The sequence below is a fragment of the Variovorax sp. J31P179 genome (genome assembly GCF_030316985.1).
GTDB lineage: Bacteria > Pseudomonadota > Gammaproteobacteria > Burkholderiales > Burkholderiaceae_C > Variovorax > Variovorax ginsengisoli_B.
In genome coordinates, this window is sequence record NZ_JASZYL010000009.1 from 115,338 (window position 1) to 135,415 (window position 20,078).

Sequence of the window (20,078 nt, forward strand, 5' to 3'; positions counted from 1 at the left end):
TGATGCAGGCGATGGTTCTTCATGGGCCGAAGCAGCCGCTGCAGATGACGCAGCGCCCGGTGCCCGAGCCCGCCTCCGGCGAGGTTCGACTTCGCGTGCTGGCCTGCGCCGTCTGCCGCACCGACCTGCACGTGATCGACGGCGACCTGCCGCTCTCCGTGCTGCCCATCGTCCCTGGCCATGAAATCGTCGGCGAGGTCGAGGCGCTGGGTGCGGGCGTCCGGTCGCTGGCCGTCGGAGACCATGTCGGCGTCCCCTGGCTCGGCCACAGCTGCGGCCACTGCGCCTTCTGCGGCGCCGGTCGCGAGAACCTGTGCGACACGCCGCGCTTCACGGGTTATCACCGCGACGGCGGCTTCGCGACCCACGTGCTGGCCGAGGCCGATTTCTGCCTGCCGCTGGCTGACCTCGCCCAGGAGCCGGCCCGGATCGCGCCCCTGCTCTGCGCCGGCCTGATCGGCTGGCGCAGCCTGAAGGCCGCCGGCGACGACGCCCGCCAGTTGGGCATCTACGGTTTCGGCGCCGCCGCGCACCTGGTCACCCAGGTCGCGGTGGCCCAGGGCCGGACGGTCCACGCCTTCACGCGCGCCGGCGATGCGGCGAGCCAGGCCTTCGCGCTCAGCCTCGGCGCCGCATGGGCCGGCAGTGCCGACGCGCAGCCACCGCGCGCGCTGGACGCCGCGATCATCTTCGCGCCCGCGGGCGAGCTGGTGCCGTTGGCCTTGAAAGCGGTACGAAAAGGGGGCCGGGTGGTCTGTGGCGGCATCCACATGACGGACATCCCCGCCTTCCCGTACCGGCTGCTGTGGGAAGAGCGCCAGCTCGTCTCGGTGGCCAACCTCACGCGCGCCGATGCGCGCGAGTTCCTCCAGGTCGTGCGGGCGGATCCGCCGAAGGTCCACATCACGACCTATGCGCTGGACCGGGCGAACGAGGCGATCGCGGACCTGCGGGCGGGCCGCCTCCAGGGTGCGGCGGTGCTCGTGCCGCCGGCGCCGGCGCATCGATCGAATCAACCGAAGGACCGAAGCCCATGAAACACCTCAATCCCTCAGACCTCGAAGATCTCGCCCGGCGACTCCAGGCGCGAAAGCGCGAGGTGCTGAACGAGCTCGCGGCGGCCGGCGCGCCGCCCCAGGGCGGCGTGCTCGCCGGGGAGCACGAGGTCCACAGCCATGCCGACGACGCCGAGGTCGAACGGCTGGACGACGTACGTTTCGCCGAGATCGAGGTGGACCGGAACACCCTGCTCGAAGTCGAGCAGGCGCAGCAGCGCCTGGCGACCGGGCTCTATGGCCTGTGCGTCGACTGCAACGAGGAGATTCCCCTCGAGAGGCTGCTCGCCCAGCCCACGGCGATACGCTGCGCCGCCTGCCAGACCAGGACCGAAGCGAAGCGTCGTCACTGACGCGCATGCGGGTCGGTGGCTGCGCTGTTGCGATCCGGCCGGGTCCAAGGCTAATATGGCCCGGTGACCAGCCCCACCCACCTTGCCGTCCTCGACGACGAAGCGGACATCACGCAGCTCCTTGCCAGCTACCTGGCGGGCCAAGGCTTTCGAGTCAGCCAGGTCCACACCGGCGCGGCGCTCATCGAACTGATGGCGAGCGACGCGCCGGCGCTGGTGCTGCTCGACCTGGGCCTCCCGGGCGAAGACGGCTTTGCCATCGCTCGCCAGCTGCGCGAACACTGGCGATGCGGCCTGGTCATCGTCACCGGACGGGGTGACGCGGTCGACAAGGTGGTCGGGCTGGAAGTGGGCGCCGACGACTACGTCACCAAGCCTTTCGACCTGCGGGAACTGGTGGCGCGCATCAAGGCGGTGCTGCGCCGCATCGCACCTTCCGACGCGCCGCCGGCCCGTGCCACGGCTGCGCCCGTCACGATGCTGCGCTTCGCACAGTGGGAGCTCGACACCGCCGCGCGACGGCTGCTGGACCCCAAGGGCCAGGAAGTGGCGCTGACCACGGGCGAATTCGACCTTCTGAACACCCTGGCGACCCATCCCGGGCGGGTGCTGTCGCGCGACTTCCTGCTCGAACACACGCGCGGCCGCGACGGGGGGCCCTTCGACCGCACGATCGACGTGCAGATCGGGCGCCTGCGCCGGAAGATCGAGGCCGACCCCGAGACGCCGCAGATCATCAAGTCGGTCCGTGGCGCCGGCTATATCCTCGTCCCCAAGGTCGAGGCGGCCTGATGCCGGCCCCGCTCGCTGCCTCGGGATTCGACGACGGGGCGGTGTTTCGATCGCTCTTTCTCGCCTACCCCGACGCGCTCCTCCTGATCGACGAGCAAGGGGTGATCCGCCTTGCCAATCCCGCTGCGCTGGAACTGCTGGGCTATGCCGAGGCCGAGTTGATCGGCCTGCCGGTGGATGCGCTGGTGCCCGACGCCATCCGTCCGCGCCACGCGGCCTATCGCAAGGCCTACGCCGACCATCCGCGTCCCCGACCGATGGGCACTCAGATGGACCTGGTCGCCAAGCGGCGCGACGGCAGCGAGGTCATGGTCGAGATCGCGCTGAGTCCGTTGCAGGACCACGGCCTGCCCTACGTCGTGGCCGCGATCCGCGGCGTCGGCGCCTACCCGCGCGTGAAGCAGGCCTTGCAGCGCGCCCGCTATGCCGAATGCCTGGCCCAGTTCGGCCGGCATGCCGTCGACGCCCGCGATTCGAAGAAGCTGATCGACCTCGTTCCCACCATCGTGGCGGAAGCCCTGGAGGTCGAACAGGCCAAGATCCTGTTGCTCGAGCCGGACGGCACGCACTTCCGGATCGTCGCCGGCGTGGGACTGCTGCCCCAGGAAGCCATCGGCGACAGGGTCCCCAACGAGCCCGGATCTCCCTCCGGCCACGTGGTGGCGCACGGCGAGCCCGTGCTCCTGAGCGACTACGCGCAGGAGCAGCGTTTTCAGGTTCCGTCGCACTACGTCGAGGCCGGCCTGGTGTGCGAACTCTCGGTGCCGTTGGCGGACCGGGGCCGCACCATCGGAACGCTCGCCGTTCGCTCGCGCGCGCTGAAACGCTTCGGCGACGACGAAGTCCGCTTCCTGGAGTCGCTGTCGAGCATGCTCGCCACGGTGATGCAGCGCGAGAGCAGCGAAGACGCGCTCAACCACGCCCAGCGGCTCGAGAGCGTCGGCCAGTTGACCGGCGGCGTGGCGCACGATTTCAACAACCTGCTCACGGTGATCTCGGGCAACCTCCAGGTGCTCGAAGATGCACCGGCCTACGCTCGCGATCCCCTGGTGCAGCAGGTCGTCGGCGCCGCCGCCCGGGCCACGCGGCGCGGCGCCGAACTGACGGGAAAGCTGCTCGCGTTTTCCCGCCGCCAGATGCTCCAGCCGACGATCGTCGACGTCGCCGCGCTGCTGGAGTCCCTGACGAACATGCTTCGGCGCACGCTGGACCAGCGCATCGGCATCACCCTCGATGCGCACGAAGTGCTTTGCGTGGCGGACCCCGGGCAGCTCGAGTCCGCCCTGCTCAACGTGGCCATCAACGCACGCGACGCCATGCCGCAAGGCGGGACCCTGTCATTCAGCTGCCGGGCCGTGGCGGCGTTGCCGGACGGCCTGGACGCCCAGCCGGGCGATTCGCCATCGCATGGATTCGCGTCGATCGCCATCACGGACACCGGGCTCGGCATGCCTGAAGCCATCAAGGCCCGCGCCTTCGAGCCCTTCTTCACGACCAAGGAGAGCGGCCGCGGCACCGGACTCGGCCTGTCGACGGTCTACGGCTTTGCCAGGCAGTCGCACGGCGCCGTGAGCCTCGCGAGCACCCTGGGGCAAGGAGCCACCGTCACGATCTTCCTGCCGCGAGCGGACGATGACGGCCTCGCCCTTGACGGCCTCGAACGCGGTGCCAGCCATGTGCCGGAGGGACTGCGCGTCCTGCTGGTGGAAGACGACCCCGAAGTTCGCAAGGTGGTCGCGAGGTTTCTCGACGCGATGGCGTTCGATGTCACCGCCTGCGCCGATGCCGAGGCGGCCCTTCGAATGCTGGCGACGGACCAGCCCGTCGGGTTGCTGCTGACGGACATCCTGCTCGGCCCGGGCCTGCGCGGCACCGAGCTGGCGGATGCGGCGATCGCGCTGCGGCCCGGGCTTCGGGTGCTGCTGATGTCCGGCTATTCCAGCGAACTGCCGGGCGAGCCACGGGGCCGCGAACTGCTTCGCAAGCCCTTCACGCGGGCCGACCTCGAGCAGGCCATCGCCCGGGCTCTCGAATCGGCTCAGTGAAGCGCGCCCGCCATCGGCGCGACCGTCGCTCCTTGGATGAAGGCGGTGAGCGCCTCGACCTGCGGGATATGGATGTCGCGCCGGCCCTTCTCCGTGAACCGGATCACGTCCCCGCGTGCCAGGCGCGACAGCGCCCGGCTGACGCTTTCGAGGGTCATGCCGAGGTAGTTGCCGATCTCGGCCCGGGTCATGCGCAGGGTGATCTGGTCGGTGCGCTGGCCGCGCTGGGCCAGCGCGTCGGTCCAGTAGCGAAGGAAACCCGCCACGCGCGCATCGGCGGGCAGCGTGCACAGCGACAGCATCGAGTCGTGCTCACGGGTCAGTTCGCGGCTCATGGCCTCGTGCAGCAAGGTGAGCAGCGCGGGCGTCCGCACGGCGGCCTGGATCAGCGCATCGTAGCGAATGGCCCAGACCTCCCCGGTGTCCATGGCCACCGCGTCGCAGGCGTAGTGCGATGTGGCGATGCCGTCCAGCCCCAGCCAGTCGCCCTTGAAATAGAGGCCGACCACCTGCTCGCGACCCTCGCCCGAGAGGTTGACCATCTTGAAGTAGCCGGAGTTCACGATATAGAGGCAGCCGAACGCTTGGCCCACCTGGTACACCGAGTCGCCGGCGCGGACGATACGCCGCTGGATGGGCATGCTGTCCTGCAGCAGCTGCAGGGTGTCGGCGATGCGACCGACGACAGATACCGGGCGATTCGGGGTGTTCGTCACTTCAGTCATCACTGGTTCTCCTCGAAGATCGATGGACCAGAGCTTAGGAAGCGCGTGCAACAGATGCGCCAACGCCACGGCGGTCTCGGTAACAGCGGGTGAATGCTTCGTGTCAGATCGGTAACGACGACCGAGGCCCCGCTTTGTTGACCGCCATCAAGTGCGCAAATCGCAAAAGCCATACCGTTGCAACCGTGAAGCCTTCCTCCTCTCATGCCAGTAGCTGGCAACCCGATGAACCGCTGGCGGCCGCGAAGATCGTCGCCCTCTTTGCAGCGGCCCGGCGCCTGCGGGCGGATTCGGATGCGGGGGCCAGTGGCAGCGCCTTGCGCGGCAAGAACCTGGCCTTGCTGCTCGCGAGGCCCTCGGGGCGCGAGGTGTCGCCACTCCATCGCGCAGCCCGGGAGCTGGGCGCCCGCGTCGCCGAAGTCCCCTTCGAGACCGACGCCTCCAGCCAGGTGGACATCGGGGCCCTGGCGCGGCTTCTGGGGCGCATGTACGACGCCATCGACTGCGACGCGCTCCCGTTGCCGACGGTTCGGCGGATCGAAAGAGAGGCCGGGGTTCCCGTCTACGCCGGCCTGGGGCTGGACGACCACCCGGCCCGCGTGATCGCCGACCTTCTGACACTCTGCGACCTCGCATCGCCGCAAGCGGTGAAGACGCGCATCGTCTTCCTCGGCGACCCACGCACGCCGCGCGGCAGCATCTTCCTCGCCGCGGCGCGGGAACTCGGCTTTGCGCTGCAGGTCGCCGAAGCGGGGCATGGGGCGTCGAACGACGCGGCCTACGTGGTCGACGCGACGCGCCCGTCGACTTGGTCGCTGCATGCCGAGGGCCGTCCGATCGAGGAGGCTCGCCGATCGGCGAACCACCGATGCGTGATCCAGACGGTGCTGCTCGACACGATTCCCCGAGGGTGAGCGGCGAGGGTGTCAGAGCTCGAAGCTCTCGAGATAGTCCGGCACCGTCACCGGCCAGCCGTGCTGCTCTTCGATCGCCAGCCGCAGCGAATCCGCAGCCACCGGTTCACCGTGGGTCACGAAGACCCGTCTCGGCACCGGCAGTGCGTCCAGCCAGGCCAGGAGCTGGACGCGGTCGGCGTGTGCGGACAAGGTGTCGAGCACGGCGACCTCGGCCCGCACCGGCACGTAGGCGCCGTGGATCTTCACCTCCTTCGCGCCTCCGACGAGCGTCGCGCCGCGCGTTCCGGCCGCCTGGAAGCCGGCGAACAGGATCGTGTTCCTCGCCTCGGGTGCGTAGGTCTTGATGTGATGAAGCACGCGCCCGCCGGTGGCCATGCCGCTCGCAGACACGATGATGGACGGATAGGTCAGCGCATCGAGCCGCTTCGACTCCTCGATGGTGTTGACGACCGTGGCCTCCCCGCTCATCGCCGCGCATTGCTCGGTGCCCAGCAGGTGCTCGTCGCCATGGTGACGATAGATGCGCGTGACATCGGCCGCCATCGGGCTGTCGAGGTAGACCGGCATGTCGGGAATCCGCCGGGCCTGCTTGAGCAGATGGACGGCATGCAGGAGCGTCTGCGCGCGGCCCACCGCAAAAGCCGGGATCACCACGATGCCGCCGCGCGCCGCGGTGCGGTTCACGACGGCGGCAAGGGCCGACAAGGTGTCGACGTCGCGGTGCAGCCGATCGCCATAGGTGGATTCGACGACGACGTAGTCGGCCGGCGGGGGCGGCTCCGGCGGCCGCATGAGGAGATCGTCGCTGCGGCCCAGGTCACCCGAGAAGAGAATGCTTCCGCCCGTCCAGCCGACACGCAGGCTGGCCGCGCCGAGGATGTGGCCGGCACGCGTCAGCCGCAACGACCAACCCGGCCATGGGACTTGCTCCTCGCCGAAGGGCACGACCTCGAAGCGCTTCAGTGCATCGCGGGCATCCCCTTCGGTGTAGAGCGGCAATGCGGGCTGGTGCCTGGAGTGGCCGTGGCGGTTGGCGAAATCGGCCTCCTCCTCCTGCAGCCGGGCCGAATCCGGCAACAGCAGCTTGCACAACTCGAGCGTGGCCTCGGTGCAGTAGACCGGGCCCTTGAAGCCCAGGTTGACGAGCCGCGGAACGAACCCGCTGTGGTCGATGTGCGCATGCGTCAGCAGCACCGCGTCGATGTCCGCGGCGTTGGTCGGCAAGGGATGCCAATTGCGCAGGCGCAATTGCTTGACGCCCTGGAAAAGCCCGCAATCCACAAGCAGGCGCCGTCCCTCGTGCTCGAGCAGGTACTTGGAACCGGTGACTGTGCCCGTGCCGCCGAAGAACTGGATGCGCATCGCCGCAGCTTCGCACTCGGCGGGGGGATCGGGTTGATGTTGATCAAGGAACGACGCTGTGGGGTGGGCCGAATCTAATCAGTTGAGGACAGAGCAAAAACTGCTACGCAGTTTCTTGGTCTGTCCCGCAAGGTCTCAGGAGAGCGTATACGCCGTCTTCACCACAGTGAAGAACTCCTGCGCATACCTGCCCTGCTCGCGCGGCCCGTAGCTCGACCCCTTGCGCCCGCCGAAGGGCACGTGGTAGTCCACCCCCGCCGTCGGCAGGTTGACCATCACCATGCCCGCCTGGCTGTGGCGCTTGAAGTGCGTCGCGTGCTTCAGCGATGTGGTGGCGATGCCCGCCGACAGGCCGAACTCGGTGTCGTTGGCCGTCGCCAGCGCCTCCTCGTAGTTCTTCACCCGGATCACGCTCGCCACCGGCCCGAAGATCTCTTCCTTGTTGATGCGCATCGACGCCGCCGACTCGCTGAACAGCGCCGGCGACATGTAGTAGCCGTCGGTGTCGAGCTTCAACCGCTCGCCGCCCGCGGCCAGCGTGGCGCCCTCGCCCTTGCCGATCGCGATGTACTCCAGGTCCTGGTCGAGCTGCGACTTCGACGACACCGGCCCGATGTCGGTGCCCTGCGCCAGCGCATCGCCGACCTTGATCTTCGCCATCCGCGCCTTCATCGCCTCGATGAACTTCGGATAGATGCCTTCGGTCACGATCAGCCGGCTCGACGCCGTGCAGCGCTGGCCGGTCGAATAGAAGGCGCTCTGCACGCTGAGCTCCACCGCCTGGTTCAGGTCGGCGTCGTCCAGCACCACCTGCGGGTTCTTGCCGCCCATCTCGAGCTGCACCTTCTTGTGGTTGGTCGCGCACTGCACCGCGATGTTGCGGCCCACGCCGACCGAGCCGGTGAAGCTGATCGCGTGGATGCCCGGGTGGTTGACCAGCGCATCGCCGATCACGCTGCCGCGGCCCATCACCAGGTTGAACACGCCCGGCGCAATGCCCGAGCGGCTGATGATCTCGGCCAGCGCCCAGGCGCAGCCCGGCACCAGGTCGGCCGGCTTCATGACCACGCAGTTGCCGAAGGCCAGCGCCGGGGCGATCTTCCAGGCCGGGATGGCGATCGGGAAATTCCATGGCGTGATCAGGCCGACCACGCCCACCGGCTCGCGCGTGATCTCGATGCCGATGCCGGGCCGCACCGACGGCAGCACCTCGCCCGACAGGCGCAGGCATTCGCCGGCGAAGAACTTGAAGATCTGCGCGGCGCGGGTCGCTTCGCCGATGCCTTCGGCCTTGGTCTTGCCCTCTTCGCGCGCCAGCAGCGTGCCGAGCTCTTCCTTGCGCGCCAGGATCTCGTTGCCGATCTTGTCCAGCGCCTCGGAGCGCGCCTGGATGCCGCCGGTCGACCAGGCCGGAAAGGCGGCGGTGGCGGCCGCGACCGCGGCGTCGACCTGGGCCGCGTCGCCTTGCGCGTACTGGCCCAGCACGTCGCCGAGATTGCTCGGATTGACGTTCGGGCTGTAGCTGGCGGCCGCGCGCCATTCGCCATTGATGAGGTTGTCGAAGTTCTGCATGATCCGTTCCTTTGCTCAGCGCGCCCAGCGCAGGACCTGCGCGTCGAGCCGGCGCGCGGTCTCGATCAGCAGCTTGCGGGCAGCCGGCTGGATCGCCGGGAAGGGATGCCGCGGCGCCTCGCAGGCAATCACGCCGCCTTCCTTCATGAGCGACTTGGCGGCCAGCGGACCGCACTGGCGGTTCTCGATGTTGATGAGCGGCAGCCAGCGCTCGTAGCCCGCGATCGCCTCGTCGCGCCGGCCTTCGCGCCAGGCGTCGAGGATCGGGCGGATGCCGTCCGGAAAGCCGCCGCCGGTCATGGCGCCGGTCGCACCGGCATCGAGATCGGGCACCAGCGTGATCGCTTCCTCGCCATCCCAGGGCCCTTCGATCGCATCGCCGCCGAGGCGGATCAGTTCGCGCAGCTTGGCCGCGGCGCCCGCGGTCTCGATCTTGAAATAGGCCACGTTCTCGATCTCCTTGGCCATCCGCGCCAGGAAGGCCGGCGACAGCGGCGTGCCAGCCGCCGGCGCGTCCTGGATCATGATCGGAATCGTCACGGCATCGGAGAGCCGTTGATAGAACTCGTGGATCTGCGGCTCGCCGACCCGGAAGGTCGCGCCGTGGTAGGGCGGCATGACCATCAGCATTGATGCGCCCATGGCCTGCGCGCGCTGGCTGCGCTCGGCGCAGACCCGGGTGCTGAAGTGCGTGGTGGTCACGATCACGGGCACGCGTCCGGCCACGTGCTCGAGGATCGTGCGCGTCAACACTTCGCGCTCGTCGTCCGCAAGCAGGAACTGCTCCGAGAAGTTGGCCAGGATGCACAGGCCGTTGGAACCGGCATCGATCATGAAGTCGACGCAGCGCTTCTGGCTCTCGAGGTCCAGCTCGCCGGTGTCGGTGAAGGGGGTCGGGACGACCGGAAACAGGCCTTGGTAACGGGGAGGTTTGGTTGCAGTCATGGTGTTCTCTCGGTGGGATGGGGGGCGCACAGCCCGAAGCGGTGCACCGTCGTGCTCGAATGGATCTCCCCCGGCCGCAACAAGGTCGAGGGAAAGCCGGGTTGGTTCGGTGCGTCCGGGAAGTGTTGGGTCTCCAGGCACAGGCCGTCGCCCTGCCGGATGGCCTGCCCGTTCGCGCCCAGCAGGCTGCCGTCCAGGAAGTTGCCTGAATAGAACTGCAGGCCGGGCTCGGTGGTCTCGATGTCCATGACGCGGCCCGACACCGGGTCGGCCAGGCGGGCGGCGAAGCGCAGGCCGGGCGTGTCGGCCGGGTCCAGCACCCAGTTGTGGTCGTACCCGCGCGCGCGAAGCAGCTGGGGATGTGCGTCGCGGATGCGCTCGCCGATGGTCGTCGCCGAGCGGAAATCGAAGGGGGTTCCGGCCACCCCGGCAATGCCCTCCGGGATCAGCCCCTCGTCGACCGGGCAATAGCGGCTGGCCGCGATCGTGAGCCGATGGCCGAGGATGCTGCCGCCGCCCGCCAGGTTGAAATAGTCGTGGTGCGTGAGGTTGACGATCGTCGCGCGGTCGCTGCGGGCCTCGTAGTCGATGCGGTATTCGTTGCGCGCGGTGAGCGTGTAGCGCACGCGGATCTCCGCCCGCCCGGGGTAGCCCTGCTCCCCGTCGGCGCTCACGCGCGTGAGCGCGATCGCCACGCTGCCGTCGCCCGCGAGGGGCAGCGGCTCGATGTCCCACCAGCAGCGGCCGAAGCCACCGGGCCCGCCATGCAGCGCGTGCGGGCTGCCAGCGTCGAGCGCCAGCTGGAACTGTTCGCCGTCGATCGAGAACCGGCCCTGGGCGATGCGATTGGCATGGCGGCCGACGATGGTCCCGAAGTGCGGGTTGCGCGCCTCGTAGTCCGCGAGCGATGCGAGGCCCAGCACGACGCTCTCCGCCGTGCCGTGGCGGTCCGGCACGCGCAGCGCGGTCACGATGCCGCCCAGGTTGATGGCGCTCAGCGACAGGCCCGCGCCGTTGTCGAGGGTGTACTCGGAGACCCCGCGGCCATCGGACAAGCTGCCGAAATCACGGCGGGTGATCCGCGGCGCCCCGTTCACGGCGCCCCCGCGAAGCGCGATTCCGGCAGGCCGCGCCAACCCGGTTGCAGGACGAAGACGCCGCCAGCCTCGGGCTGCGCCTGCAAGTCTGCGGCCGAGAGGCCGGCCCGTGCGGTGGTCAGGTAGAGCTGGTCGAGGGCCGCGCCGCCGAAGGCCGGGCAGGTCACCTGCGACGCGGGGACTTCGAACCGGGCCGACTCGCGGCCCGCGGCGTCCCAGCGCACCACGCAGGCGCCGCGCCACTGCGCATTCCAGAGGCCGCCGTCGGCGTCCACGGCCGAGCCGTCGGCGAAGCCATCGCTCTCGCGCAGCCGGACGAAGACCCGGGGCGTCCCGACGCGGCCATCGGCCCCGTAGTCGACGCTGAAGATCGTCCGCGTCGGCGAATCGGTGTAGTACATCGTGCGGCCGTCCGGGCTGAAGGCGATGCTGTTGCCGACACCCGCCGGCGGCAGCGCCAGGCGCTCGACCCGCAGGTCGGGATGAACCCGATAGAAGTGCCCGACCGGCGCCTCCGCCGGGTTGAACATGCCGAACACGAACCGTCCCTGGCGGTCGCAGCGGCCATCGTTGATGCGGGTCTCGGGCTGCGCGGCGTCGACCGGCACAATCGGCGACAGCGTCTCGTGCACCAGGTCGAACAGCGCGATGCCCGAGGCCAGCCCCAGCAGCAGCTGCGAGCCACCCTCGCACAGGGCGAAGCTGCCGAGGCGCTCAGGCAGGGTCCATTGCCGTTGCCGCCCCTGCGAGGCTTCCCAGCGGTGCAGCGTGGCGCCCTCGATGTCGGTCCAGTAGAGCGCGCCCGTGCGCTCGCACCACAGCGGGCATTCGCCCAGCCGGGCCCGGGCATCGACGAGCAACTGCGCCTTCATTCAGGTCCATCCTCCATCAACCACGAAGTCCTGGGCCGTGCACATGGTGCTGTCGTCGGCCGCAAGAAACAAGGCCATCCGCGCGATGTGCTCGGCCAGCAGCGGCTGATTGATGCACTGGCCGCGCGCGATCTCGGCGCGTGCCGCATCGTCGACCCACAGCTTCAGCTGCTTTTCCGTCATCACCCAGCCCGGCACCAGCGTGTTGACCCGGATGTTGAAGGCACCGAGATCGCGCGCCAGGCTGCGCGTGAGGCCCTGCACCGCCGCCTTGGCGGTCGTGTAGACCGGCATCCCGCCCTGCTTGAGCTTCCAGCTGATCGAGCCGAAGTTGACGATCGAGCCGCCGCCGAGCTGGCGCATGTCCTGCGCCGCGCTGCGGGCGGCGAAGAACTGGTGCCGCAGATTGACCGCGATGCCGGCATCCCAGGACTCGGGCGTGGTGTCCTCGATGCGGTGGCGGCGATCGTTGGCGGCGTTGTTGAGCAGCACGGCGATCGGGCCGTGGCGCCGTCGCACGGCCTCGATGGCGGCTTCCAGTGCGGCTACATCGGTCAGGTCGGCGGCGACGAAGAGCGGCGCGTGCCGGGCACCGGCCAGGCCTTCGGCCAGCGTGGCGCCCGCGGTGTCGATGTCGATGAAGCCGACCCTGGCGCCTTGCGCCGCGAACTGTTCGACGAGGGTGGCGCCGATGCCGGTCGCACCGCCCGTGATCAGGACAGTGCGGTCGGCCAGGCTCGGATAGTGGGCAAAGGCGGTCATGGTGATGCCCGCGAAGGCGGGGAAAGCTTCGGTCGGGTGATTATGTAGTCATACTTAATGACAAGAAAATGGCTAAATCTAGGGGTTTCCCCGAGGAAGATCGCTTAAATAGTCTTACTATATTTGCGACTTCGTTCAATCCCCACGAAAGCTTTCATGTCGAAGTCGCCCGTCAAGCTCAGGTCCGCCGAATGGTTCGGGACCGCCGACAAGAACGGATTCATGTACCGCAGCTGGATGAAGAACCAGGGCATCCCCGACCATGAATTCCAGGGCAAGCCGGTGATCGGGATCTGCAACACCTGGTCGGAGCTGACGCCCTGCAACGCCCACTTCCGCAAGCTCGCCGAGCACGTGCGGCGCGGGATCATCGAAGCGGGCGGCTTTCCGGTCGAGTTCCCGGTGTTCTCGAACGGCGAATCGAACCTGCGCCCCACCGCGATGTTCACCCGCAACCTCGCGAGCATCGACGTCGAGGAATCCATCCGCGGCAATCCGATCGATGGCGTCGTGCTGCTGGTCGGCTGCGACAAGACCACGCCGGCCCTGCTGATGGGTGCAGCCAGCGTCGATGTGCCGGCCATCGCGGTCAGCGGCGGCCCGATGCTCAACGGCAAGCACCAGGGCCGGGACATCGGCTCGGGCACGGTGGTCTGGCAGCTCTCCGAGCAGGTCAAGGCCGGGACCATCACCCTGCACGAGTTCATGTCGGCCGAGGCCGGCATGTCGCGTTCGGCCGGCACCTGCAACACCATGGGCACGGCCTCGACCATGGCCTGCATGGCCGAGGCGCTGGGCGTCACGCTGCCGCACAACGCGGCCATCCCGGCGGTCGATTCCAGGCGCTACGTGCTGGCCCACATGAGCGGCATCCGGATCGTCGAGATGGTGCGCGAGGACCTGCGGCTGTCGAAGCTGCTGACACGCCAGGCGTTCGAGAACGCGATCCGCACCAACGCCGCCATCGGCGGCTCGACCAACGCCGTGATCCACCTGAAGGCGATCGCCGGGCGCATCGGCGTCGAACTCGCGCTCGACGACTGGACGGCCGTCGGCCAGGGCACGCCCACGCTGGTGGACCTGATGCCATCGGGCCGCTTCCTGATGGAGGACTTCTACTACGCGGGCGGCCTGCCGGCCGTGCTGCGCCGCCTGGGCGAGGCCGGCCGCCTGCCGCATCCCGATGCGCTCACCGCCAACGGACAGTCGCTCTGGGACAACGTCAAGGACGCCCCCTCCTACAACCCCGAGGTCATCCGAGACTGGGACACGCCCCTGGTCCCCGACGGCAGCATCCGCATCCTGCGCGGCAACCTGGCGCCGCGCGGCGCGGTGCTCAAGCCCTCGGCCGCCACCGCGCGCCTGCTGCGGCACCGGGGCCGCGCGGTCGTCTTCGAGAACCTCGACGACTACAAGGCGCGGATCGCCGACCCCGACCTCGACGTGACCGCCGACTCGATCCTGGTGCTCAAGAACTGCGGCCCGCGCGGCTACCCGGGCATGGCCGAGGTCGGCAACATGGGCTTGCCGCCGAAGCTGCTGGCGCAGGGCGTGACCGACATGGTCCGCATCTCCGATGCGCGCATGAGCGGCACCGCTTACGGCACGGTGGTTCTGCACGTCGCCCCCGAGGCCCGCGCCGGCGGCCCGCTGGCGGTGGTCCGCGAAGGCGACTGGATCGAGCTCGATGCCGACACCGGCCGGCTGCACCTCGAGGTGAGCGACGCCGAACTGGCCGACCGGCTCGCGACCTGGGCCGCCGGGCAGCAGACGGACCCGGCCGACGGCTCGGGCTACCGGAAGCTCTACGTCGAACACGTCATGCAGGCCGACGAAGGCTGCGATTTCGATTTTCTCGTGGGCCGTCGTGGCGCCGGCGTGCCGCGCCATTCCCACTGAACCTGCCGGGGCCCCGCGGGACCCGGCGCACAAGACCCGAACACTGGAGACAAGCATGGCAGGCATCACACTCACGGGCATCGACAAGCGCTACGGCAGCGTCGATGTGATCAGGAACCTCGCACTGGCCGTGGAGCCGGGCGAGTTCCTCGTGTTCCTCGGCCCTTCGGGCTGCGGGAAATCCACCCTGCTGCGCATGATCGCCGGCCTGGAGCCGGTTTCCGGAGGCGAGATCCGCATCGCCGACCGGGACGTGACTCACCTGCCGCCCGGTGCGCGCGACGTGGCGATGGTGTTCCAGCACTACGCGCTCTACCCGCACATGACGGTGTACGACAACATGGCCTTCGGCCTGCGCAACGTCGGCGTGGCCGAGTCCGAGATCGATCGCCGGGTGCAGGAAGCCGCGCGCATGCTCGAGCTGGTGCCGCTGCTGCAGCGCAAGCCGGTCCAGATGTCGGGCGGCCAGCGGCAGCGCGTGGCCATCGGCCGGGCGGTGGTCAAGGAGCCGGCCGCCTTCCTGTTCGACGAACCGCTGTCGAACCTCGACGCCGCGCTGCGCGCCCGCACCCGCATCGAACTGGCCCGCCTGCACCAGCGCCTCAAGTCCACCATGGTGTTCGTGACCCACGACCAGGTCGAGGCCATGACGCTGGCCACCCGCATCGTGGTGATGAACCAGGGCCGCATCGAACAGATCGGCCGCCCGATGGAGATCTACCGGCATCCGGCCTCGCGCTTCGTGGCCGGCTTCATCGGCTCGCCGGCGATGAACTTCATCGACGTGACACGGGCCGACGGCGCGGATGGCCGCGCGGCCGTGCGCCTGCCCGACGGCACGCTGGTCCAGACCTCGGTCGACGCGGGCTCGCTGCCGGCCGGCGCGACCCTCGAGATGGGCGTGCGCCCCGAAGCGCTGGCCATCGAGCGCGCCGACGCCGCAGGCGTGCTGGTCGGCACCGCCGAAGTGGTCGAGCGGCTCGGCGACCAGACCCATGCCCACATCGCGCTGCGCTCGGGCGGCACCGTGGTCGCGCATGCGGCGCGCGACAGCGAGATCATGGCCGGCGACGTCATCGGCCTGCGCCTCGACCCGGCGGCGGTGCACCTGTTCGACCCTTCGGGTGCCGCCCACCACGCCGCGGCACGGAGGGCCCCATGAGCGCGACCCTTTCGGCCGCCACCCCGGCGCCCGCCCGCCGCCGCGCCACGGGGGCCCGCAACGGCTCGCGCTGGAGCAACGCGCTGTTCATCGTGCCCTTTCTGGTGGTCTACCTGCTGCTGCTCGTGCTGCCCTTGCTCAAGGGCATCTACATGAGCCTGCAGGACGTGGACATGCTGTCGCAGACGGCGGACTTCGTCGGCTTCAAGAACTACAGCGACCTCTGGCACGACGACATCTTCCGCGGCGCGGTGCGCAACACCTTCGCCTTCGTGGCGATGTCGACGCCGGTCTTCGTCGCCCTCGGCCTCGGCCTGGCGCTGGCCCTGAACCGGCCCGGCCGCACGGCCGCGGCGCTGCGGGCGATCTTCTTCGGCTCGTCGGTGCTGTCGGTCACTATCGTCACGCTGGTGTGGAAGCTGGTGCTGATGCCGCACCAGGGCCTGCTGGCCAACCTGACGCATGCCACCGGCCTGCCCGACCTGTCGCCGCTGACCTCCGAGGCCTGGGCGCTGCCGACGGTCGCGGCCGTCACCGTGTGGTGGATCATCGGCCTGCCGATGATGCTGTTCCTCGCCGCCCTTCAGCAGGTGCCGGGCGAGGTCTACGAAGCCGCCGCGCTCGACAACGCCAGCCGCTGGCGCACCCTGTGGCACATCACGCTGCCGGCGATCCGGCGCACGGTGGCGCTGGTCGCGGTGATCGAGGTCATCCTGCAGTTCCAGCTGTTCGGCCAGGCCCAGCTGCTGACCCAGGGCGGCCCGAACAACAGCTCGCGGCCGATCGTGCAGTTCATCTACGAGGCCGGCTTCCAGCACTGGACGCTGGGCGCCGCGGCGGCCGCGTCGCAGGTGCTGTTCGGCATCATGCTGATCGCGATGGCCGTGCAGGTCTACATCTCCAGCCGCAAAGAGAGCTACTGACATGCAGAACATCGTAGGCAAGAGCCTCGGCAACCGCCTGATCCTCGGCGCCGTCATCGCGCTGGCCGTGGTCTGGATCGCGCCGCTGGTGTGGGTCTTCGCGCTCTCGTTCAAGCCGAACGAGTTCCTCACCGTGCGCACCGACGTCATCTTCTCGGGGCCCTTCACGCTGAAGAACTACACCGACATCATCGGCACCTCGTCGGTGTTCCGCTGGACCATGAACAGCGTCATCGTCTCGGTGGTGCAGACCTTCGCGATGCTGGTGCTGGCCTCGCTCGCGGGCTATGGCTTCGCCCGCACCGAGTTCCCCGGCAAGAACCTGCTGTTCTTCGCGGTGCTCGCCGGCCTGACGGTGCCGGAGCAGGCCATCATCGTGCCGCTGCACCTGATGTTCGCCGACCTCGAGATGCACAACACCTACACGGCGCTGATCCTGCCGCGGCTGGCGACGCCCTTCGGCGTCTACCTGATGACGCAGTACTTCAAGGCGATTCCGCGCGACATCGAGGAGGCGGCGATGCTCGACAACGCCTCGCGCCTGAAGATCTTCTTCAAGGTGATCCTGCCGCTGTCGATCCCGGCCCAGGCCACGCTCGGCATCTTCACCTTCCTGCATGCCTGGAACGACTACCTGTGGCCGCTGATCTCGGCGTCCAAGCCCGACATGTACACGCTGACCCTCGGGCTGGCCTCGACGCAATCGAATTTCGGGCAGTCCGAAGGCATCGGCTACCTGATGTCGCAGGCCGTGTTCGCCGGGCTCCCGGTGTTCATCCTCTACTTGTTCTTCCAGAAATACATCATCGCGGCCGTGTCCGGCACGGCCGCGAAGTGACCCCCCAGACCACCACCCCCAGGAGACAGACTCGAATGACTACGACAGCCACCCGCGCACTCATCGGCCTCGGCCTCTGCGCCGCCTTCTCGGGCGCCGTGCAGGCGCAGCCGAAGACCGAGATCACGCTCTCGCGCTTCTTCGGCTCCTGCGAGGCCGACTACGGCAAGTCGACCGACGTCAAGGCCGCGCGCGGCGAATGCGGCGTGATCACCACCCTGGTGAACCAGTTCAACGCCACCAACAAGGACAACATCGTCGTCAAGCCGCAGATCGTCGAATGGGGTCCGTACTACGACCAGCTGACGGCCCGGATCGTGGCGCGCGACGTGCCGACGATCGCCGTGATGCACGAATCGTCGCTCGGCGACTTCGTCAGCCGCAAGCTGATCGAGCCGGTGGACGACAGCTTCAAGGCGGCCGGCATCGACACCGCCCAGTACAGCGACCATGCCAAGGCCGGCACGCAGTTCGGCGGCAAGACCTATGCCCTGCCCTTCGACACCTGGGGCTGGCTCTGGCACTTCAACCTGAACCTCATGAAGAAGGCCGGCCTCACCAAGCCCGACGGCACGCCCGTGATGCCGACCACGCCCGATGAATTGCTGGCGCAGGCGCGCAAGTTCAAGGAAGCCACGGGCAAGCCGTACTTCTCGTGGACCACCGTGAACTCGACCTCGCCCAACATGCGCACCTTCCTGTCGCTGTTCTACCAGCAGAACGGCGCCGAGTTGTTCAAGGGCGGCGCCAAGCCGCAGCTCGACATGAAGTCACCGCAGGCGACCAAGGCGCTGACCCTGATGAACCAGATGTACAGCGAGGGCCTGGTCATGACCGGGCTGGATTACGGCGCGGCCAACCAGGCCTTCGTCAACGGCGAGACCGGCGTGGTGGTGGTCGGCACCTGGAAGATCGACGACTTCGTCGCCCAGGCCGAGAAGCCCGGCACGGCGCTCAGCAACGGCTACGCGGTGTACCCCTTCCCCAAGCTGCTCGACCGCAAGTCGGAGTTCGCCGACGGCCACACCTGGGTGATGCTCAAGGGCGGCACCAAGGACGAAGCCCAGCGCAAGGCGGCGCTCACCTTCCTGAAGTTTCTCTGGGACAACGACGGCGAATGGGCCCGCACCGGCCACCTGCCGGCCAACAAGACGGCGCTCGACAGCGCCGCCTTCAAGGCCATGCCGATGCGCAGCAACATCGTCGAGCTGTCGTCGACCGGCCGCGGCATGCCGCACAGCATCCCGCGCCAGCGCGCGATCGAGATCGCGGTGGACCAGGAGATCGGCAACATGATGGTCAGCAAGAAGCCGCTGGCCGAGACGCAGGACGCCGCGGAATCGCGCGTGAACAAGCTGCTCGATTCCGTGCGTTGAGCGCCCACCGGCACAGCACCATGCTCAGAACCTTTCTCAAGACCGCGTCGGTCCTGGCCCTCGCAGCGGCCACCTTGCAGCCCGTGCAGGCACAGGACAAGACCGAGATCACGCTGGCGCGCTTCTTCGGCGCCTGCGAGGCCGACTTCGGCAAGTCGACCGACGTTCGGGCCGCGCGCGGCGAATGCGGCGTCATCACGACCTTGGTCAACAAGTTCAACGCCACCAACAAGGACAACGTCGTCGTCAAGCCGCAGATCGCCGAATGGGGGCCGTACTACGACCAGCTGACGGCACGGATCGTGGCGCGCGACGTGCCGACCATCGCGGTGATGCACCAGTCGTCGATCGGCGACTACGTCAACCGCAAGCTGATCGAGCCGATCGACGCCGACCTGAAATCGGTCGGCATCAGCCCGGCCGATTTCACCGATACCGCGCGTGCCGGCGTGACCATGAACGACAAGACCTACGGCCTTCCGTTCGACACCTGGTCGTGGCTGTGGCACATCAACACCAATCTGCTCAAGCAGGCGGGCCTGGTGAATGCCGACGGCTCGGTGCAGATTCCGAAGTCGCCGGCCGAGCTGCTGGCCCAGGCGCGCAAGTACAAGCAGGCCACCGGCAAGGCCTATTTCGCCTGGCCGACCGCCGGCGGCGTGCCGACCAACACCTGGACTTTCTTCTCGATGATGTTCCAGCAGAACGGCAACCTGTTCACGCCGGGCGCCAAGCCGCGCATCGACATGCACCAGCCCGACGTGACCGCCATCCTGGAGCTGATGCGCACCCTGTACACCGAGGGGCTGGTGGTGCAGGGCGTCGACTCCGGCGCCGTCAACCAGGCATGGTTCAAGGGCGACGCCGCCGTGGCGCTGACCGGCACCTGGCGCATCGACGACTTCATGGCGGCCTCCGAGAAGGCCGATTCCCCGGCGCACGACGGCTATCTGGTGATCCCGTTCCCGCAGCTGTTCGCCAAGCGGGCCACCTTCGCCGACGGCCATGCCTGGGTCATGCTGAAGGGCGGAGCCAAGGACGAGAAGACCCGCAAGGCCGCGCTGAGCTTCATGAAGTTCCTCTGGGACAACGAGTTCGAGTGGTCGCGCACCGGCCACCTGCCAGCCAACAAGCGGGTCTACGACAGCGCCGAGTTCAAGGCGCTGCCGATGCGCGGGAAGATCACCGAGATCTCGACCATCGGCCGCGGGCTGGCGCACAACGTGCCGCGCGCGGCGGCGGTTCAGCAGGCGATCAACGAAGAACTGGTCACCATGCAGCTCAGCAAGAAGACCGTCCGCGAAACCCAGGACGCCGCGGAGACGCGCGTCAACAAGCTGCTCGACGCGGTGCGCTGAAGCCGCGCGCCATTCATCACGCATT

At 68.6% G+C, this 20,078-nt stretch carries 18 protein-coding genes; 11 read left to right on the forward strand and 7 right to left on the reverse strand.

What is annotated here, in order from left to right:
* Positions 1-2: 2 nt before the first annotated feature.
* The 4 genes from QTI17_RS23035 (at position 3) to QTI17_RS23050 (ending at position 4,245) form a co-directional block, all read left to right on the forward strand.
* Complete coding sequence (locus QTI17_RS23035) at positions 3-1,037, forward strand: zinc-dependent alcohol dehydrogenase family protein (RefSeq protein ID WP_353506724.1); 1,035 nt, start codon at positions 3-5, stop codon at positions 1,035-1,037.
* A complete protein-coding gene (locus QTI17_RS23040; protein WP_286535876.1) occupies positions 1,034-1,408 on the forward strand; it encodes a TraR/DksA family transcriptional regulator in 375 nt (124 codons plus the stop codon). Before QTI17_RS23035 ends, QTI17_RS23040 begins: the two co-directional genes overlap by 4 nt.
* Before the next feature lie 63 nt (positions 1,409-1,471).
* Complete coding sequence (locus QTI17_RS23045; protein WP_286535877.1) at positions 1,472-2,200, forward strand: winged helix-turn-helix domain-containing protein; 729 nt, start codon at positions 1,472-1,474, stop codon at positions 2,198-2,200.
* On the forward strand, positions 2,200-4,245 hold the full coding sequence (locus tag QTI17_RS23050) for a PAS domain S-box protein (RefSeq protein WP_286535878.1): 2,046 nt from the start codon (positions 2,200-2,202) through the stop codon (positions 4,243-4,245). The genes QTI17_RS23045 and QTI17_RS23050 overlap by 1 nt, the downstream gene beginning before the upstream one ends.
* On the opposite strand, the gene QTI17_RS23055 is transcribed toward QTI17_RS23050, so the two are convergent.
* On the reverse strand, positions 4,239-4,970 hold the full coding sequence (locus QTI17_RS23055) for a Crp/Fnr family transcriptional regulator (RefSeq protein WP_286535879.1): 732 nt from the start codon (positions 4,968-4,970) through the stop codon (positions 4,239-4,241). The genes QTI17_RS23050 and QTI17_RS23055 overlap by 7 nt on opposite strands.
* Before the next feature lie 137 nt (positions 4,971-5,107).
* Between QTI17_RS23055 and QTI17_RS23060 the strand changes: the two genes are divergently transcribed.
* Positions 5,108-5,884: a Rossmann-fold NAD(P)-binding domain-containing protein gene (locus tag QTI17_RS23060; RefSeq protein ID WP_286535881.1), complete on the forward strand. Its 777-nt coding sequence runs from the start codon at positions 5,108-5,110 to the stop codon at positions 5,882-5,884.
* Between the two features lie 12 nt (positions 5,885-5,896).
* Here the strand turns inward: QTI17_RS23060 and QTI17_RS23065 are convergent, their stop codons facing one another.
* The 6 genes from QTI17_RS23065 to QTI17_RS23090 all read right to left on the reverse strand — a co-directional run bounded on the left by QTI17_RS23065 (position 5,897) and on the right by QTI17_RS23090 (position 12,497).
* Positions 5,897-7,249: an MBL fold metallo-hydrolase gene (locus QTI17_RS23065; protein WP_286535883.1), complete on the reverse strand. Its 1,353-nt coding sequence runs from the start codon at positions 7,247-7,249 to the stop codon at positions 5,897-5,899.
* A 135-nt stretch (positions 7,250-7,384) separates the two neighbouring features.
* A complete protein-coding gene (locus tag QTI17_RS23070; RefSeq protein ID WP_286535884.1) occupies positions 7,385-8,821 on the reverse strand; it encodes an aldehyde dehydrogenase family protein in 1,437 nt (478 codons plus the stop codon).
* 15 nt (positions 8,822-8,836) lie between these two features.
* Complete coding sequence (locus QTI17_RS23075) at positions 8,837-9,766, reverse strand: dihydrodipicolinate synthase family protein (RefSeq protein WP_286535886.1); 930 nt, start codon at positions 9,764-9,766, stop codon at positions 8,837-8,839.
* Positions 9,763-10,863 (reverse strand): aldose epimerase family protein, encoded by a 1,101-nt coding sequence (locus QTI17_RS23080; RefSeq protein ID WP_286535888.1) that lies wholly within the window; start codon positions 10,861-10,863, stop codon positions 9,763-9,765. Before QTI17_RS23080 ends, QTI17_RS23075 begins: the two co-directional genes overlap by 4 nt.
* Positions 10,860-11,735 carry an SMP-30/gluconolactonase/LRE family protein gene (locus QTI17_RS23085; RefSeq protein WP_286535890.1) on the reverse strand — a complete coding sequence of 292 codons (876 nt, stop codon included), beginning with the start codon at positions 11,733-11,735 and terminating at the stop codon, positions 10,860-10,862. Before QTI17_RS23085 ends, QTI17_RS23080 begins: the two co-directional genes overlap by 4 nt.
* Positions 11,736-12,497 (reverse strand): SDR family NAD(P)-dependent oxidoreductase, encoded by a 762-nt coding sequence (locus QTI17_RS23090; protein ID WP_286535892.1) that lies wholly within the window; start codon positions 12,495-12,497, stop codon positions 11,736-11,738.
* Positions 12,498-12,653: 156 nt separating this feature from the next.
* Between QTI17_RS23090 and QTI17_RS23095 the strand changes: the two genes are divergently transcribed.
* Genes QTI17_RS23095 through QTI17_RS23120 form a run of 6 tightly spaced genes read left to right on the forward strand, consistent with a single transcriptional unit; the run spans position 12,654 to position 20,053 of the window.
* Positions 12,654-14,396, forward strand: a complete 1,743-nt coding sequence (locus tag QTI17_RS23095) for an IlvD/Edd family dehydratase (protein ID WP_286535894.1) — start codon at positions 12,654-12,656, stop codon at positions 14,394-14,396.
* A 55-nt stretch (positions 14,397-14,451) separates the two neighbouring features.
* The gene (locus QTI17_RS23100) at positions 14,452-15,558 is read left to right on the forward strand and encodes an ABC transporter ATP-binding protein (RefSeq protein ID WP_286535897.1); all 1,107 of its coding nucleotides are present in this window, start codon (positions 14,452-14,454) and stop codon (positions 15,556-15,558) included.
* A complete protein-coding gene (locus tag QTI17_RS23105; RefSeq protein WP_286535899.1) occupies positions 15,555-16,481 on the forward strand; it encodes a carbohydrate ABC transporter permease in 927 nt (308 codons plus the stop codon). Before QTI17_RS23100 ends, QTI17_RS23105 begins: the two co-directional genes overlap by 4 nt.
* A 1-nt stretch (position 16,482) precedes the next feature.
* Complete coding sequence (locus tag QTI17_RS23110; RefSeq protein WP_286508086.1) at positions 16,483-17,319, forward strand: carbohydrate ABC transporter permease; 837 nt, start codon at positions 16,483-16,485, stop codon at positions 17,317-17,319.
* A gap of 35 nt (positions 17,320-17,354) precedes the next feature.
* Entirely contained in the window at positions 17,355-18,695 is a 1,341-nt protein-coding gene (locus QTI17_RS23115) for an extracellular solute-binding protein (protein WP_286535901.1), read from the forward strand.
* Positions 18,696-18,715: 20 nt separating this feature from the next.
* Complete coding sequence (locus tag QTI17_RS23120) at positions 18,716-20,053, forward strand: extracellular solute-binding protein (RefSeq protein ID WP_286535903.1); 1,338 nt, start codon at positions 18,716-18,718, stop codon at positions 20,051-20,053.
* The last annotated feature ends 25 nt before the right edge of the window (positions 20,054-20,078 follow it).

Excerpts from the sequence above, each read along its gene's own strand:
- QTI17_RS23035 (WP_353506724.1), top strand. The coding sequence starts at position 3 with ATGCAGGCGATGGTTCTTCATGGGCCGAAGCAGCCGCTGCAGATGACG.
- QTI17_RS23040 (WP_286535876.1), top strand. The coding sequence starts at position 1,034 with ATGAAACACCTCAATCCCTCAGACCTCGAAGATCTCGCCCGGCGACTC.
- QTI17_RS23050 (WP_286535878.1), top strand. The coding sequence starts at position 2,200 with ATGCCGGCCCCGCTCGCTGCCTCGGGATTCGACGACGGGGCGGTGTTT.
- QTI17_RS23055 (WP_286535879.1), bottom strand. The coding sequence starts at position 4,970 with ATGACTGAAGTGACGAACACCCCGAATCGCCCGGTATCTGTCGTCGGT.
- QTI17_RS23065 (WP_286535883.1), bottom strand. The coding sequence starts at position 7,249 with ATGCGCATCCAGTTCTTCGGCGGCACGGGCACAGTCACCGGTTCCAAG.
- QTI17_RS23070 (WP_286535884.1), bottom strand. The coding sequence starts at position 8,821 with ATGCAGAACTTCGACAACCTCATCAATGGCGAATGGCGCGCGGCCGCC.
- QTI17_RS23075 (WP_286535886.1), bottom strand. The coding sequence starts at position 9,766 with ATGACTGCAACCAAACCTCCCCGTTACCAAGGCCTGTTTCCGGTCGTC.
- QTI17_RS23085 (WP_286535890.1), bottom strand. The coding sequence starts at position 11,735 with ATGAAGGCGCAGTTGCTCGTCGATGCCCGGGCCCGGCTGGGCGAATGC.
- QTI17_RS23090 (WP_286535892.1), bottom strand. The coding sequence starts at position 12,497 with ATGACCGCCTTTGCCCACTATCCGAGCCTGGCCGACCGCACTGTCCTG.
- QTI17_RS23095 (WP_286535894.1), top strand. The coding sequence starts at position 12,654 with ATGTCGAAGTCGCCCGTCAAGCTCAGGTCCGCCGAATGGTTCGGGACC.
- QTI17_RS23100 (WP_286535897.1), top strand. The coding sequence starts at position 14,452 with ATGGCAGGCATCACACTCACGGGCATCGACAAGCGCTACGGCAGCGTC.
- QTI17_RS23105 (WP_286535899.1), top strand. The coding sequence starts at position 15,555 with ATGAGCGCGACCCTTTCGGCCGCCACCCCGGCGCCCGCCCGCCGCCGC.
- QTI17_RS23110 (WP_286508086.1), top strand. The coding sequence starts at position 16,483 with ATGCAGAACATCGTAGGCAAGAGCCTCGGCAACCGCCTGATCCTCGGC.
- QTI17_RS23115 (WP_286535901.1), top strand. The coding sequence starts at position 17,355 with ATGACTACGACAGCCACCCGCGCACTCATCGGCCTCGGCCTCTGCGCC.
- QTI17_RS23120 (WP_286535903.1), top strand. The coding sequence starts at position 18,716 with ATGCTCAGAACCTTTCTCAAGACCGCGTCGGTCCTGGCCCTCGCAGCG.